General features: G+C 74.8%; 13 protein-coding genes. All 13 read right to left on the bottom strand.

Annotated elements, in window-relative coordinates; genetic code table 11:
- Positions 1–104: 104 nt before the first annotated feature.
- The 13 genes from ABTZ58_RS13085 to ABTZ58_RS13025 all read right to left on the bottom strand — a co-directional run bounded on the left by ABTZ58_RS13085 (position 105) and on the right by ABTZ58_RS13025 (position 14,593).
- Positions 105–788 carry a response regulator gene (locus tag ABTZ58_RS13085; RefSeq protein ID WP_309097388.1) on the bottom strand — a complete coding sequence of 228 codons (684 nt, stop codon included), beginning with the start codon at positions 786–788 and terminating at the stop codon, positions 105–107.
- Positions 785–2,230, bottom strand: a complete 1,446-nt coding sequence (locus tag ABTZ58_RS13080; RefSeq protein WP_351354564.1) for a sensor histidine kinase — start codon at positions 2,228–2,230, stop codon at positions 785–787. The genes ABTZ58_RS13085 and ABTZ58_RS13080 overlap by 4 nt, the downstream gene beginning before the upstream one ends.
- Positions 2,223–3,425, bottom strand: coding sequence for an acyltransferase family protein (locus ABTZ58_RS13075; RefSeq protein WP_351354561.1), 1,203 nt, complete (start codon positions 3,423–3,425; stop codon positions 2,223–2,225). Before ABTZ58_RS13075 ends, ABTZ58_RS13080 begins: the two co-directional genes overlap by 8 nt.
- Positions 3,418–4,332, bottom strand: a complete 915-nt coding sequence (locus ABTZ58_RS13070) for an alpha/beta hydrolase (RefSeq protein ID WP_351355020.1) — start codon at positions 4,330–4,332, stop codon at positions 3,418–3,420. Before ABTZ58_RS13070 ends, ABTZ58_RS13075 begins: the two co-directional genes overlap by 8 nt.
- Before the next feature lie 553 nt (positions 4,333–4,885).
- Positions 4,886–5,752 carry an alpha/beta hydrolase gene (locus ABTZ58_RS13065; protein WP_351354558.1) on the bottom strand — a complete coding sequence of 289 codons (867 nt, stop codon included), beginning with the start codon at positions 5,750–5,752 and terminating at the stop codon, positions 4,886–4,888.
- 188 nt (positions 5,753–5,940) lie between these two features.
- Positions 5,941–7,125, bottom strand: coding sequence for a kynureninase (gene kynU / locus ABTZ58_RS13060; RefSeq protein ID WP_351354555.1), 1,185 nt, complete (start codon positions 7,123–7,125; stop codon positions 5,941–5,943).
- Positions 7,118–7,948, bottom strand: coding sequence for a tryptophan 2,3-dioxygenase family protein (locus ABTZ58_RS13055; protein ID WP_309097383.1), 831 nt, complete (start codon positions 7,946–7,948; stop codon positions 7,118–7,120). The genes kynU and ABTZ58_RS13055 overlap by 8 nt, the downstream gene beginning before the upstream one ends.
- A 151-nt stretch (positions 7,949–8,099) precedes the next feature.
- Positions 8,100–8,513, bottom strand: a complete 414-nt coding sequence (locus ABTZ58_RS13050) for a DUF3151 domain-containing protein (RefSeq protein ID WP_309097382.1) — start codon at positions 8,511–8,513, stop codon at positions 8,100–8,102.
- A gap of 565 nt (positions 8,514–9,078) precedes the next feature.
- Positions 9,079–10,545, bottom strand: a complete 1,467-nt coding sequence (locus tag ABTZ58_RS13045) for an MFS transporter (RefSeq protein ID WP_351354550.1) — start codon at positions 10,543–10,545, stop codon at positions 9,079–9,081.
- 68 nt (positions 10,546–10,613) lie between these two features.
- Positions 10,614–11,636: a class II fructose-bisphosphate aldolase gene (gene fbaA, locus ABTZ58_RS13040; protein WP_309096337.1), complete on the bottom strand. Its 1,023-nt coding sequence runs from the start codon at positions 11,634–11,636 to the stop codon at positions 10,614–10,616.
- A 134-nt stretch (positions 11,637–11,770) separates the two neighbouring features.
- Positions 11,771–12,319 (bottom strand): orotate phosphoribosyltransferase, encoded by a 549-nt coding sequence (pyrE, locus tag ABTZ58_RS13035; protein WP_351354547.1) that lies wholly within the window; start codon positions 12,317–12,319, stop codon positions 11,771–11,773.
- 10 nt (positions 12,320–12,329) lie between these two features.
- On the bottom strand, positions 12,330–13,118 hold the full coding sequence (locus ABTZ58_RS13030; protein ID WP_351354544.1) for an aldose epimerase family protein: 789 nt from the start codon (positions 13,116–13,118) through the stop codon (positions 12,330–12,332).
- A gap of 71 nt (positions 13,119–13,189) precedes the next feature.
- A complete protein-coding gene (locus tag ABTZ58_RS13025; RefSeq protein ID WP_351354541.1) occupies positions 13,190–14,593 on the bottom strand; it encodes an SRPBCC domain-containing protein in 1,404 nt (467 codons plus the stop codon).
- Positions 14,594–14,662 lie beyond the last annotated feature (69 nt).

The following is a 14,662-nucleotide window of genomic DNA, read 5'->3' as shown; positions in this document are numbered from 1 at the left end:
ACAGAACGGTAGGCGCCGCACCGGGTCGCGGTCGTCCCCAGTGAGAGGGGTTCCCGGGCGTCCCTCTCAGGTACTACGGGGAGGTACCACGGGGTGGCGGCACGTCAGTATCCCGACGGCCGCACCAGTCCCGACTCGTACGCGAACACCGCCGCCTGCGTCCGGTCCCGCAGGCCCAGCTTCACCAGGATCCGGCCCACGTGTGTCTTCACCGTCTGCTCCGCCACGAACAGGTGCCGGGCGATCTCCGCGTTGGACAGACCCTGCGCGATCAGGGCGAGCACCTCCGTCTCCCGCTCGGTGAGGTCGCCGACGCGCTCCTTCAGCGGGGCGCGGGGCCTGCCGTCCAGCCGGGAGAACTCGGCGATGAGCTTGCGCGTGATGCCCGGGGCGAGCAGGGCGTCCCCGGCCGCCACCACCCGGACCGCCTCGGCCAGCTGCTCCGAGGAGGCGTCCTTCAGCAGGAACCCCGAGGCCCCGGCGCGCAGCGCGTCGTACACGTACTCGTCGAGGTCGAAGGTGGTCAGCACCAGCACGCGGATGTGCGGGTGCGCGGCGGTGATGCGCTCGGTGGCCTCGATGCCGCCGACGCCGGGCATGCGGATGTCCATCAGGACGACGTCCGGGGCGGTCTCGGCGGCCTTGGCGACGGCCTCCTCGCCGTCCCGGGCCTCGCCGACGACCTCTATGTCGGGCTGGGTGCCGAGCAGCACGGTGAAGCCCTGCCGGACCATGCCCTGGTCGTCGACGATGAGGACCCGGATGGGGTCGCCGGTGCCGCTCGTCATGGGGTCCTTCCCTCGCGGTCGGTGATGCGGCCGGTGGTGCGGCCACTGGTGCGGTCCGTGATGCGGCCGGTGGTGCGGTCCGTGATGCGGCCGGTGGTGCGGTCGGTGCCCGGGGCGTCGGCGGGCGGGGTGTCCGGGAGGAAGGCGGTGACCTTGAAGCCGTCCCAGTGCCACGGGTGGGCCGTCATGGTGCCGCCGAGCATCGCCACACGCTCCCGCATCCCGAGCAGCCCGTGCCCCGCCCCGGTCGACGGCGGCGGGGGCGCGGTCGGGCGGCCGTTGACGATCTCCACTTCCAGGCCGTCCGGCTCGTAGGTGAGCCGGACGGTGATGCGCGCGCCGGGCGCGTGCCGCAGGGCGTTGCTCAGTGCCTCCTGCACGATCCGGTACGCCGACAGCTCCACCCCGGGCGGCAGGGGACGCCGCTCGCCGTTGATCTCGGTGAGGACCTCGCGGCCGGCGGCCCGGGTGTTCTCCACCAGCGCGTCGAGCCGGTCGAGCGTGGGCTGCGGGGTGTGCGCGCCGGTCGTGTCGCCCGGGTCGGCGGACTCGCCCGGCCCGGGGTGCTCCGAGCGCAGCACGCCCAGGACGCGGCGCAGCTCGGTCAGCGCCTCCAGCGCGTTCTGCCGGATGCCGGCGAGGTTCTCCTTGAGCTCGTCGGGCGGGTTCTGCACGAGGTGGGGGGCGACCTGTGCCTGGATGGAGATGACCGACATGTGGTGGGCCACCACGTCGTGCAGCTCCCGGGCGATGCGGCTGCGCTCCTCCAGCAGGGTGCGGCGGGTGCGCTCCTCGGCGGTGAGCGTGGTCTGCTCGACGAGCTGGGCCCGGGCCTCGCGGCGGCCGCGCAGCGCGGTACCGACTATCACGACCACGGTGAACAGGCAGAGGGCGAGCACGCCGGTGGTGTCGTAGCGCCCGGCGCCCGGCAGGCCCTCCAGGACGTAGGTGAACAGCGCGGTCACGGTCAGGGCCGCCGTCGCCGCGCGGGTGGGCACCCGCAGGGCGAGCAGCAGCAGCACGAACATCTCGGCGATGATGCCGGCCGCGGTCCAGGGCCAGGTGTAGGTGTCCGGGTCGAAGCCGAGCCGGCCGCGCGCCGCCACGGCGCCCACGAGGAAGGCGCTCAGGGACAGCCACCACGCGGGCACCGGCCGCCACAGCCCCAGGACCATCGCGCCGCCCTGCCCGCCGGCGATCAGCAGGGCCAGGCCGGTGCTCAGGTGGCCGTTGTCGGTCATGTCGCCGGTGCCGCCGACCGTCACGCCGAAGGCCGCCAGGCACACCACGCCGTGCGGCAGCCAGCGCAGCCAGGTCGAGGGCGGCAGCGGATCCACCCGGAGGGTCCACAGGTCCTCGCGCAGCACGCGCAGCCATCTCGTGACGCGCGCTCGCAGCGCGCGGCCCACCCCCGTGTCCCTCACCCGGCCCAGCCTAGACATGACGCGCCTTCGCCGCCGTCCCCCGGTCGGACGGGTGGTGCGCGCGCACCACCCGCGACCGGCGGCCTCGGCCCCGCTCGAAGGAACGGAAGGCGCCCCAGCAGACGGCCAGGGCCACGGTGAACACGGGCAGCCACAGCAGCCGGGCGCCGACCCAGCCGAGACCGTCGGGCGGGGTGTGCAGCCCCGGGAGCCGGCCCGCGAGGAGGCCGGTGGCGGTCGTGGCCATCAGGGCCGTCTGGTGCCAGAGGAAGACGGTCATCGCCGAGGCGTTGACGAGCGCCACCGCCGCCCAGGTCACGGGCCGGCGCATCGCCCGCCGGAGCGGCTCACGCAGCAGCAGGGCGAGCCCGCACTGGGCCAGGCCGAAGGTGACGGCGGCCAGCGTCGGCGGGTCCAGGTTGGACACGCCCTCGCCCGGGACGCCCACCATCGACGCCGGGTAGCCCGCCCACGCGACGAGGCCCACGGTCGCCGCCGCCCCCGCCCCGAGCAGGATCCAGCCCGCGCGCGGGCGCTCCAGTTCGCCCCGGGTCCAGGCGGCGCCCAGGGTGTACGGCACGAGCCAGCCGGCGACCACGTTCACCCAGCCCGGCCAGGCGGGGCCGCCGAGGCCGAAGCGCAGCAGGTCCACGTGGAGGACGACGGCCAGCGGCCACAGCGGGTTGAGCCGGGCCAGCAGCGGGGTCGCCGCCGTCAGGACGGCGAACACCACGAGGAACCACAGCGGCGACAGGGCCAGTTTCACCAGCGTGCGGACCGTCCCGGACTCCGCGCCCGACAGCAGCAGCGCCGACGCGGCGACCGTCCACAGGCCGAGAACGGCCAGGACCGGTCGGCCCAGCCGGGTCAGACGGCCCGTCAGCCAGCTGTGGTACGGGACGCCCCGGGCGCGGGCCGAGGCGTGGCTCCGGGTGGCGACATGGCCTCCGACCAGGAAGAACACGGCGAGTGTCTGGAACAGCCAGGAGATGGGCGCGAGCCAGGGCATGTGCTGCAGGGGGCTGGCCGTGCGCAGGGTGCCGCTGTCGGCGACCAGGGCCGTGACCAGCCAGTGCCCGAGGACGACCCCGAGGACGGCGGCGGCCCGCAGGGCGTCCACCGCCCGGTCGCGGCCGGGCGGGGTGGCCGCGCCGGCCTGTTGCGCGCCGCGCCGCAGTCCGTCGCGGATGCCTCGTACGCCGAGGTCAGTCATGGGTCACCGCCTTGGTCTCGCCCAGGACGATCCGGGCCAGGTTGGTCAGGGAGGTCGAGCCGGGTCTGAAGTAGTCGCTGTGGCCGCCGTCGCCGGCCGCGAAGACGCGGGCGCCGAAGGCCGGGGAGACGGGGTCGGTGCCGAAGCCGACGGTGGTGCCGAACAGGTCCGCGCTGAGGTGCGGGACGTTCTCCACCCAGTCGCCGCCGCCGCGGGCCGCCCAGACGCGGGCCCGGGTGTGCAGGGCGGCGGCGGAGCCGGCGCCGGTTCCGGGGCTGCCGACGAGCGCGATGTCGTCGACGGCGAGCCCGGCGGCGGCCCGTGCGCAGACGACCGAGCCGTAGGAGTGGCACAGCAGCGACAGGCGCGTTCCGCGGCCGGTGACGGCCCGCAGTCCGGCCACGAGCTCCCGCAGGTGGGGGGCGGCCTGGTCCGCTCTGCCGGTCGTGGTGACCGTCGTGCTGACCGTGCCCGGCGTCTCGTAGCCCAGCCAGGCCACGACCGCGGTGCGCGTGCCCGCCGGGGCGTGCCGCGCGAGCTGTCCGTGCAGGGCGGTGGCCGCCGTGTGGAACCGGCCGTAGGTGTCGATGCTCGTGTCGGAGCCGGGGACCAGGACGGCGACGTGGTCGGCCCGGGCGAGGTCGCCCAGGACCTCCGTCACGCGGCCGGAGCCGCGGCCGTCGAAAGCGAGCAACTGCCGGTCGGCTGAGGCCAGTCGGCGGTCCGCGGCGGCCCGGTCCCGGTCGTGGTGGGCGGCGGCCGTGCGGGCCGCCTCGGCGGCGTTGCCCCGGTTGGCCGCGTACGCCTCGTCGAGTGTCGACGCGTCGAGCGGGGCCAGGGCGGCGGGGGCGGGGGCGGGGACCTCCGGTCGCACGGCGGCGGACAGCGGGAGCACCACGGCGCCCATGACGAGACCGGCGAGCGCGGCCCGCCACCACCGCCTGACCGGCGACCAGCGCACCCCGTCACCACGCCCGGCTCCCGACGGGCAGCCCACGCCGGGCTCACGCCCGGCAGCTGAGTGCCCCACCCCGGCGTCACCGACGGCATCGGACAGGCCCACCCCACCGTCAGGCCTGACACCCGACCGTGGCAGCACGGTTCCAAGCCCGGCGCGCGCCCCTGACCCACCACCGTCAAGCCCGGCGCGCGCCCTTGACCCACCACCGTCAAGCCCGGCGCGCGCCCCTGACCCACCACCGTCAAGCCCGGTACGCGACCACGGCACTCCGCCCTCGCGCCCGGCCCGTGGCCGAGCCACCCCGGCGTCGCCGTGGTCCCTCGCTGCGAACCCCACGGTTCTCCCCCTCCACCGCACCCGGAGATCGGGTCTGCGTGGAAGGGAAGTTACGGAGCGGTACTCGTCGTCCGCGTCCCACCGCGGAGCTCATCTCCCGCGTAGCTCTCAGGTACTAGGGGTATGACCGGGGCCCGGCCACCACGGGCCGCGGCAGACCCGCTCACCAGGCCAGTTGGGCGATCTCCTCCGCCACCACCGCGCACGCGTCCGCCGTCGGGTCGATGAGCGCGAAGTGCCCGACGTCCTCCAGCAGCGTCACCCCGACCATCTCGCCGGCCTTCGCCGCCGCGTCCGCGTACGACTCGGCGACGATCTGCGGCACCTCGCGGTCCGCGCGCCCCTGGACGAGCGTGGTGGCGATGCCGGTCGGCAGCAGCAGCGCCGGGTCCGCGTGCGGCTGCCGCTCTGCGAAGTGCTCGTCGCCGCCCAGCAGTTGGCGTACCGCACCGCCGCACACGTCCAGCTTGTCGGCGATTGCGAAGTCCGCGATCGGGGCCAGGGCGACCACGCCGCGCAGGGTCGCCGAGCCACCGCCGCGCCAGGGCGAGCCGGCCGGCAGGACGTGCCGGGCCGCACCCCACAGCGCGAGGTGCCCGCCCGCCGAGTGACCGGTGAGGACCGTGCGGCGGGGGTCCGCCTGGGGCAGCAACTCCCCCACGAGCGCCGGGAGGGCGTCCAGCGCGGCCGCGACGTCGTCGAACGTGTGCGGCCAGCGCCCCGCGAGGGAGGCGCCGTCGTCACCGCGCCGGTACTCGACGTTGGCCACGGCGAATCCGCGCCGGGCCAGGAAACCGGCGAAGGGACTGACGTGGCGCCGGTCGTACGGTGCCCGCCAGGCACCGCCGTGCAGCACGGCCACCACCGGGGCGGGACCGCCCGGGCCGCCCTGTGCGCGGGGCGCGTAGAAGTCGATCACCTGGTCGGGGTGGTCGCCGTAGGCCGCGGTGGCGTCGGGGTCGACGGGCGCGTGGGAGAAGACGGACTTCTCCTCGGCAGCGGCCCGTGCTGCTGCGACGTCGTCCGTCATGCTCCAACCTCTCAGCGATGTGGCGTGCGCGGCGGACCAGTTGGGGGTGCAGCCGTTGGCCGGGACGGTACCAGGCCCGTGACATGCGGGGACACGGGGATGTCACGCTGGGTGAGACCCGCAGGTTCCCTCGTCGCGGCGGTGGTGGCGGGCCGGGACCGCCCGGGGGCGTCCCGGCCCGCCGCCGCTCAGACCAGCGTCGCGGCCAGCACCCGCGCGGCCCGCTCCACGTCGGCGAAGCCCACGTACAGCGGCGTGAATCCGAAGCGGAGCACGTCCGGCGCCCGGAAGTCCCCGACGACGCCCTGCTCGATGAGCCGCTTCATCACCTCGCCGGCGTCGTCGCAGCGCAGCGCGACCTGGCTGCCGCGCTCCGCGTGCGCCACCGGCGTCAGGCACTCGACCCGCCCCTCGGGCACGTACTGCGCGACGCACTCCAGGAAGAAGTCCGTCAGCGCGAGGGACTTGGCCCGCACGGCCGCCACCGACACCCCGTCCCACACCTCGAGCGCCGCCTCCAGGGCGAGCATGGAGAGGATGTCGGGTGTGCCGACCCGGCCGCGCAGGGCACCGGGGGCCGGTTCGTAGCCGGGGCGCATCCCGAACGGCTCGGCGTGGGAGTTCCACCCGGGCAGCGGCGAGTCGAAGCGGTCCTGCAGTTCCCGCCGAACGTACAGGTACGCGGGCGAACCCGGTCCGCCGTTCAGGTACTTGTAGGTGCAGCCGACCGCCAGGTCCACCCCGTGCTCGTCCAGCCCCACCGGCAGCGCGCCCGCGCTGTGGCACAGGTCCCAGACGGCGTACGCCCCCGCCGCGTGCACCGCGTCCGTCAGGCCCGGCAGGTCGTGCAGCCGGCCGGTGCGGTAGTCCACGTGGTTGAGCAGGACGGCTGCGGTGCGGGGGCCCAGCGCGCCCGGCACGTCCGCCGGGGCCACGGGCCGCAGCGTGCGGCCGGTCATCCGGGCGGCGGACTCGGCGATGTACCCGTCGGTCGGGAAGGTCGTGGCGTCGACGAGGATCTCGTCGCGCCCCTCCCCGGCCATGCGCACCGCGCCCACCAGTGCCTTGAAGACGTTGACGCTGGTGGAGTCCCCGACCACGACCTGCCCGGACGCGGCCCCGACCAGCGGGGCGATCCGGTCGCCGATCCGCTCGGGCGCGGTCCACCAGCCGCTCTCCTCCCAGGACCGGATGCGCAGTTCGCCCCACTGACGGCGGACGACGTCCTCGACCCGCCCGGGGACGACGGCCGGCAGCGCGCCGAGGGAGTTGCCGTCGAGGTAGACGATGTCGTCGGTGACGAACTCCGCCCGCTTGGCGGCCAGTTCGTCGGCGGCGTCCAGCTTCTCCGCGCGCACGCTCAGCTCAGACATACGACCGCGCCGTCCACAGCTCGGGGAACACGTTCTTCCGGGCGCGCTTCTCCAGCCAGGCCACCCCGGCGGAGCCGCCCGTGCCGGTCTTGGCTCCCATCGCGCGGCGGGTGGCGACGAGGTGGTCGTTGCGCCAGCGCCACACCAGCTCGGCGACATCGCTCAGCGCCTCGCCGAGGCGGGCGATCTCGTGCTGCTCGTCACCCGAGTAGACGGCCGTCCAGGCGGCCTCCACCTCCGGCGAGGGCTCGTAGCGCCGGGCGACGTCGCGCCGCAGCACCGACTCGGGGATGTCGTACCCGCGCCGCGCGAGCAGCCGCACGACCTCGTCGTACAGGCTCGGCTCGTGCAGCGCCTTCTCCAGCTCGGCGTGCACGCGCGGGGAGCCGCGGTGCGGGACGAGCATCGACGCGGACTTGTCGCCGAGCAGGAACTCCATCCGACGGTACATCGCCGACTGGAAGCCGGAGCCCTCGCCGAGGGCGCCGCGGTACGAGTTGAACTGGGCCGGCGTGAGCTGGCCGAGCGGCTTCCAGGAGGCGTTGAGCGCCTCCAGCTCCCGTACGGACCTCTTCAGCGCGGCGATGGCGGTGGGGACGTCGTCGCCCCGCAGCGCGCGGGCCGCCGTCTCCCACTCGTGGACGATGACGGTGAACCACAGCTCCATCACCTGGGTCGTCACCAGGAAGACCATCTCTCCGGGGTCGTCGGAGAGGGTGTGCTGGAGGTGCGTGAGCACGTCCGCCTTGACGTAGTCCTCGTACGGCGTCGTGCCGTGGAAGTCGAGATGCGGGGTCTCGGGCTCGTGAGCCTCGTGGGACATCGCTGTCTCCTGCAGATAACTCCGGGTAGCGGTCCGCCCCTGCCGATGCCGGCACGGGGGCCCCGGTCCCCATCCGCATCCTGCGGGCTCACCGCCCCGACCGCAAGGCCCGCCCTCCGGACGGGACGGGCCTCACGTGCGCGGACGGCCGTCAGCCGAGGACCTGCGCCGCCGTGGGCGAGGAGTCCTTCAGGAACTGGGAGCAGCGCTCGTACTCCTCCTGCTCGCCGATCGCCTGCGCGGCGCGGGCGAGGGCGTGCAGGGCGCGCAGGAAGCCGCGGTTCGGTTCGTGCTCCCACGGCACCGGGCCGTGGCCCTTCCAGCCGTTGCGGCGCAGCGCGTCCAGACCGCGGTGGTAGCCCGTACGGGCGTACGCGTACGACTCCACGGCCGCGCCGCGCTCGAACGCCTCGTCGGCGAGCTGCGCCCAGGCGAGCGAGGAGGTGGGATGCGCGGCGGCGACCTCGGCGGGCGCCGCGCCCGAGGCGAGCATCTCCCGGGGCCCGGGGTCGTCGGGGAGGTGGGTCGGGGGCGGGCCCCCGAGAAGGTTCTCGTGAATGGACATGCCCCAAGTCTGCGCCATCGCGACCCCCGGGGTGCAGAGGGCCGGGCGGGTACGCGACCCGGCACCGCGGGGGCACCGCCCACCTCAGGACGGCGCCACCCTGCGCCCCCCGGGGGAGCCGGATACCGCCCGGCTCCGGACGGCGCCACCCTGCGCCACCAGGGGGAGCCGTCCGCAGCAGGACGGCGCATCCCGGCACCGCAGAGGGTCGTCCACCTCAGGACGGGCGCGACCCGGCGCCGCGGAGGGTCGTCCACCTCGGGACGCGCGACCCGGCGCCGCATGGGGCCGCCCGCCACAGCACGGGGCGACCCTGCACAGGCGAGCACTGCCCGCCTCGGGACAACACGACCCGGCACCACCGAGCCGCCGCCCGCCTCAGGACGGCGCGACCTGCGCCACCGGGAGCCGCCGCCCTCCGCAGGACGGCGCCACCCTGCGCCGCGGGGGGGGGGAGGGCGCCGCCTGCCTAAGGACCGGCGTAACCCGGCACCGCAGGGGGAGCGGTCCACCGCAGGACGGCGTAACCCGGCACCGCAGGGGGAGCCGTCCACCGCAGGACGTCTCAGGGCAGCCGCTTGCGGAGCGGCTCCCCCTCCAGCGGCGGTGCCGTCACACCCCCGTGCCGCAGGCACTCCGGCCGCTTGCAGCCCGGCGGCGGCCTGCGCACCACCGCGGCCGCCACCACCGCCCCCACGACCAGCGCCCCCGCGCACCACACCATGGCCCGGCCGAACGCCGCGTCGAAGGCCGCGGGCTCCCGGTACGCCTCCTCCCCCATCCCCACCAGCAACGGCAGCGCCGCCACGGCCACCAGCCCCGCCGCCCGGGCCGCCGCGTTGTTGATCCCGCTGGCCAGCCCGGCCCGGGCCACCTCGACGGACCCGAGCACGGTCGCCGTCAGTGGCGCCACCAGGGTCACCATGCCCAGCCCCAGCACCACAAGCGCCGGCAGCACATCGCCCGGGTAGGACGCGCCGGGCCCGACCCGCAGCATCAGCAGCATCCCCGCCGCGCACAGCAGCGGTCCCACCGTCAGCGGCAGCCGCGGCCCGACCCGGTCGGCCAGTTCCCCGGAGCGCGCCGACAGCAGCAGCATCAGCACGGTCGTGGGCAGCAGCGCCGTACCGGCCGCGAGGGCCGAGTAGCCCACGACCACCTGCAACTGCAGCGCGGCGAGGAAGAAGAACCCGCCGAGGGCCGCGTACACGCACAGCGTGACGAGGTTGACGGCCGTGAACTGCCGGGAGGCGAAGATGTCCGGCGGCATCATCGGCTCGGCCCGCCGCCGCTCGACGACCACGAACGCGACGGCCGCCGCCACCCCGGCCACCGCCGAGACCACCGCTGCGGCACCGCCCTGGCCGGCCTCGATCAGCGCGTACGTCACCAGCGCGAGCGCCAGCGCCCCGAGGACCGCCCCGAGCACGTCGAACCGCCCGTGCGCCCTGCCGTCCCCGGACTCGGGCACGTGCCGCAGCGCGACCGGCACGCACAACGCCGCCAGCGGCACGTTCAGCAGGAACACCCACCGCCACCCCGGCCCGTCCACCAGCCAGCCGCCGACGAACGGCCCGACCGCCGCCCCGATCCCGCCGAAGCCGGACCACAGGCCCACGGCCCGCCCCCGGTCGTCGGGGTGGAAGGACGCCTGGATCAGCGCCAGCGACCCGGGCGTCAGCAGCGCACCGCCCACCCCCTGCAGGGCCCGCGCGGCGATCAGCACCTGCGCGTTCGGCGCCAGCCCGCACAGCAGGGACGCCACCGCGAACCACACCACCCCGACGACGAACACCTTCCGCCGCCCGAACCGGTCCCCCAGCGCCCCGCCCAGCAGGATCAGCCCGGCCAGCGTGACCATGTACGCGTTGACCGTCCACTGCAGGACGGCCAGGTCCGCGTCGAGGTCGCGGCCGATGCGCGGCAGGGCGACGTTGACGACGGTCGAGTCCAGCAGCGCCATGGAGGAGCCGAGGACGGTGGTGAGCAGGATCCACCTGCCCCGCGGTGAGGCCAGCCGGACATCGGACATGCGGGGAGCATACGGAAGAGCCCGGCACCTGGGCAGGTGCCGGGCTCGACGCGCAGGGGAACCGGGACTTACTTGATCTTCGTGCCGGTCGAGCGCAGGTGGCCGCAGGCCTCGACGACGCGCGCGGCCATGGAGGCCTCGGCGAGCTTGCCCCAGGTGCGCGGGTCGTAGGTCTTCTTGTTGCCGACCTCGCCGTCGACCTTCAGGACACCGTCGTAGTTGCGGAACATGTGGTCCGCGACCGGGCGCGTGAAGGCGTACTGCGTGTCCGTGTCGATGTTCATCTTCACGACGCCGTTCTCCAGCGCCGTGCGGATCTCCTCCTCCGTGGAGCCGGAGCCGCCGTGGAAGACGAAGTCGAACGGGGAGCCCTTGCCGAACTTGGCGGCGACGCCCTCGTTCAGCTCCTTCAGCAGCTCGGGGCGGAGCACCACGTTGCCCGGCTTGTACACGCCGTGCACGTTGCCGAAGGACGCGGCGAGCAGGTAGCGGCCCTTCTCGCCCAGACCGAGGGCCTCGGCGGTGCGGATCGCGTCGTCGACCGTGGTGTAGAGGGAGTCGTTGATCTCGTGGGAGACACCGTCCTCCTCGCCACCGGTCGGGGTGATCTCCACCTCGAGGATGATCTTCGCGGCGCGGGCCTGCTCCAGCAGTTCCTGCGCGATGGAGAGGTTGTCGGCGAGGGTCTCGGCGGAGCCGTCCCACATGTGCGACTGGAACAGCGGGCTCAGACCGGCGTCCACGCGCTTCTTCGACAGCGCCAGCAGCGGACGTACGTACCCGTCGAGCTTGTCCTTGGGGCAGTGGTCCGTGTGCAGCGCGATGTTCACCGGGTACTTCTCGGCGACGATGTGCGCGAACTCGGCCAGGGCGACCGCGCCGGTCACCATGTCCTTGCTGTACTGGCCGCCCAGGAACTCGGCGCCACCCGTGGAGATCTGGACGATGCCGTCGCTCTCCGCCTCAGCGAAACCGCGCAGGGCCGCGTGCAGGGTCTGGGTGGAGGTCACGTTGATGGCCGGGTAGGCGAACTTTCCTGCCTTCGCCCGGTCCAGCATCTCGTTGTAGACCTCGGGAGTTGCGATGGGCATGCGTCCGCTCCTTGTATCTGCGGGTTGACGTACTGCTGTCTACGGCCCTGACCTAGACCTTGGGGTGCGACGTCATCGTCGGCCCCATCTTTCCAGACTCGGCCGGAAGGTCCAGATCGCTGTCCACGCCCTGGTCAGTCGAGACCCAGCTCGTCCTTGGAGAAGGCGAACAGGTACGGCACCCCGGCGCCCTCCTGGATCTTCTCGGCGGCACCGGTCGCCCGGTCGACGATGGTCGCGACGGCGACGACCTCGGCCCCGGCCTCGCGCACGGCCTCGACGGCGGTGAGCGGGGAGCCGCCGGTGGTGGAGGTGTCCTCGACGACCAGCACACGGCGGCCCGCGATGTCCGGGCCCTCGACGCGCCGCTGCAGCCCGTGCGCCTTGGCGGCCTTGCGCACGACGAAGGCGTCCAGGCGCCTGCCGCGGGCGGCGGCCGCGTGCAGCATCGCGGCGGCGACCGGGTCGGCGCCCATGGTGAGGCCGCCGACGGCGTCGAACTCCAGCTTCGCGGTCAGGTCGAGGAGCACCTGCCCGACCAGCGGGGCGGCCTCCCCGTCGAGGGTGATGCGCCTCAGGTCGACGTAGTAGTCGGCCTCCAGGCCCGACGACAGGGTCACCTTGCCGTGCACCACGGCCTTGTCCTTGATCTGCTGCAGCAGCGCGCCGCGCGTGTCCGTCATGGCGCCCAGCTTAGAGGCGGCGCCAGCTCCAGGTGGTGGTGGCCTCCAGCGGCTCCAGGGGCGTGACCAGGCGCGGCATGGTGTTGAGGCCGTTGGGCGGGCCGGTCTGCGGCTCCACGCACACGGCCTCGGCCTGCTCGTCGTAGACGACCACCCACTCCTCGCGGCTGGTCACCCTCAGCTCCAGCTGCCCGGGCCAGGTGAGGGTCACGTCGACGCCGCCGGGCATGCCGAAGCAGTCGTCCCAGGGGCCGGGCCCGGGGTCGAGGCGGTTGCCGGTGGGCAGGTGGTCGTCGCCGCGCTCCTCCTGCCAGGCGGGGTCGAAGGCGAGGGTGACGTCCTCGCCGCCGAGGTTCCGGTTGAACCAGGGGTGCCAGCCGATCTGCGCCGGGAAGGACGACTCGTACGTCTCCACGGACATGGTCAGCGTCAGGCTGTCCGCGCCGAGGGCGACGACCTGGGTGACACGGCCCGGGTACGGCCAGGGGTCGACGAGCTCGTAGGTGAGGACGGCCTCGTCGGTGGTCGTGCGGGCGGTGCGCCAGGCGTGGTCGCGGACGGTGCCGTGGATGGCGTGGGGCGGGGCGTTCAGCGGCATCTGCCGTACGACGGCGCCGTCCAGGAACCGGCCGTCCCTGATCCGTCCGCACCACGGCACCATGGGGAAGCAGCCGAACCGCTCGCCCTGCCGCAGCAGCTCCACGCCGCCGATCCGCAGCCCTCCGACCCGGCCGCCGTTGCCCGGCTGCACGGTCACCTCCGCGTCACCCGCGGTCAGCGTGATGTCTTCGTCACTCACGGGACGACCCTACTGGGGTGATCAAGAGGGCCCACGGTCCTCGGCTCCTTCGACGGCCGCGGCGTGCGGGCTCAGCGGCGTCGGCGCAGGGCCCGGACCGCGACGATCGCCGAGGCCAGGGCGAGGGCGGCGGCGGGTGCCGCCCAGCGCAGCGGGGCCGGGGGTGCGACGGTCTGGGGTGCGGGCACGGGGGCGTAGCGGCCGCGGGGCGGGGCGTGGTCGACCTCTTCGGCGCTGCGCCCGATCATGGTCCGCCGCGCGTGCGCCGCCTCGGCGACGTCCTCGTCGTCCTCACCGTCCTCGTCCAGGGGACCGAGCGGGGAGGACGGACCCCCCGCCCCGAATCCGGGGCGGGCCCCTTCCGTCAGACCGGACTCGGCAGCGTCCCCGGCCGGACCGGAGCCGGAGGCGTCACCGGGCGACCCGGAGCCGGAGGCATCGCCGGAGAGGTCGGACTCGGAGCCGGAGGAGCCGCCGACCCGCCCGGGACCGGAGCCGGAGGCGTCACCGGGCGACCCGGAGCCGGAGGCATCGCCGGAGAGGTCGGACTCGGAGCCGGAGGAGCTGCCGACCCGCCCGGGGCCCGGGCCGGGAGCGTCGCCGCCGGCTGCGTGGCCGGAGGTTTCGTCGTCGGGTCCGGGGGCGGGAGTGTCGTCGGGCCCAGGGCCGGGAGTGTCGTCGGGCCCGGGGCCGGGGGTCTCATCGGGTCCGGGGGCGGGGGTGTCATCGGGCCCGGGGCCGGAGGTCTCGTCGGCCCCGAGGCCGGAGGCTCCGCCCTTTCCACCGGCCGTGGCCGCCTCGTCGCCCCCGGCACTTCCACCGGCAGTGGCCGCCTCGTCACTCCCGGCACTTCGACCGGCCGTGGCTGCCTGCTCGCCCCCAACACTTCCACCGGCCGTGGCCGCCTGCTCGCCCCCGGCGCTTCCACCGGCCGTGGCTGCCTGCTCGCCCCCGGCGGCGTCACCCTCCTCAGCCCCGCCCTTCCCCCCGTCACCGGCCCTCCGTGCCCGGGCTCCCTCGTCGTCCTGCGGGGCAGCCGGTGCCGCCGGCTCCGGGGACGTCTCCGCGAGGTGTTCCGCGAAACGGTTGAGCAGCCGGATGACGGCGCCCTCCACCGCGTCCCCGGGGAGGTCCCTGATCCGGCCGTCGGCCGTGGCCGTCCCGTGGAAGAGCACGGTGCAGCCGTCCTCCGCCTCCCGCAGCGCGATCCGCAGCGCGAGCGTGACCGAGCCGCTGCCGCGCGACTCCTCCGCCGACCCTTCCAGGCCGTACGCGTCGGCGCCCCGCCGGGACACCCGTACGGCACCCCGGTAGGTGACGGAGTGGCTGCCGACCCGGATCTTCAGCCGCCCCGCGACGGGCTCGGCGCCGGCGTCCTGCTGGAGCCCGGGCACCGCCCGGGCGACCCGCGCGGGGTCGTCCAGCACCTCCCTGAGCCGCTCGGTGGGAACCGGAACGAACACCTCGTGCTCCATGTCGACGGACTCTACCCAGCCGGGGCCGCATCGCACCCGCGCCCGATGAATTCGCCCCCGATCCGCCCC

The organism is Streptomyces sp. NPDC094143 (genome assembly GCF_040303825.1).
GTDB lineage: Bacteria > Actinomycetota > Actinomycetes > Streptomycetales > Streptomycetaceae > Streptomyces.
The sequence above is the reverse complement of the archived record's forward strand: the minus strand, read 5'-3'. Positions and strand labels throughout refer to the sequence as shown.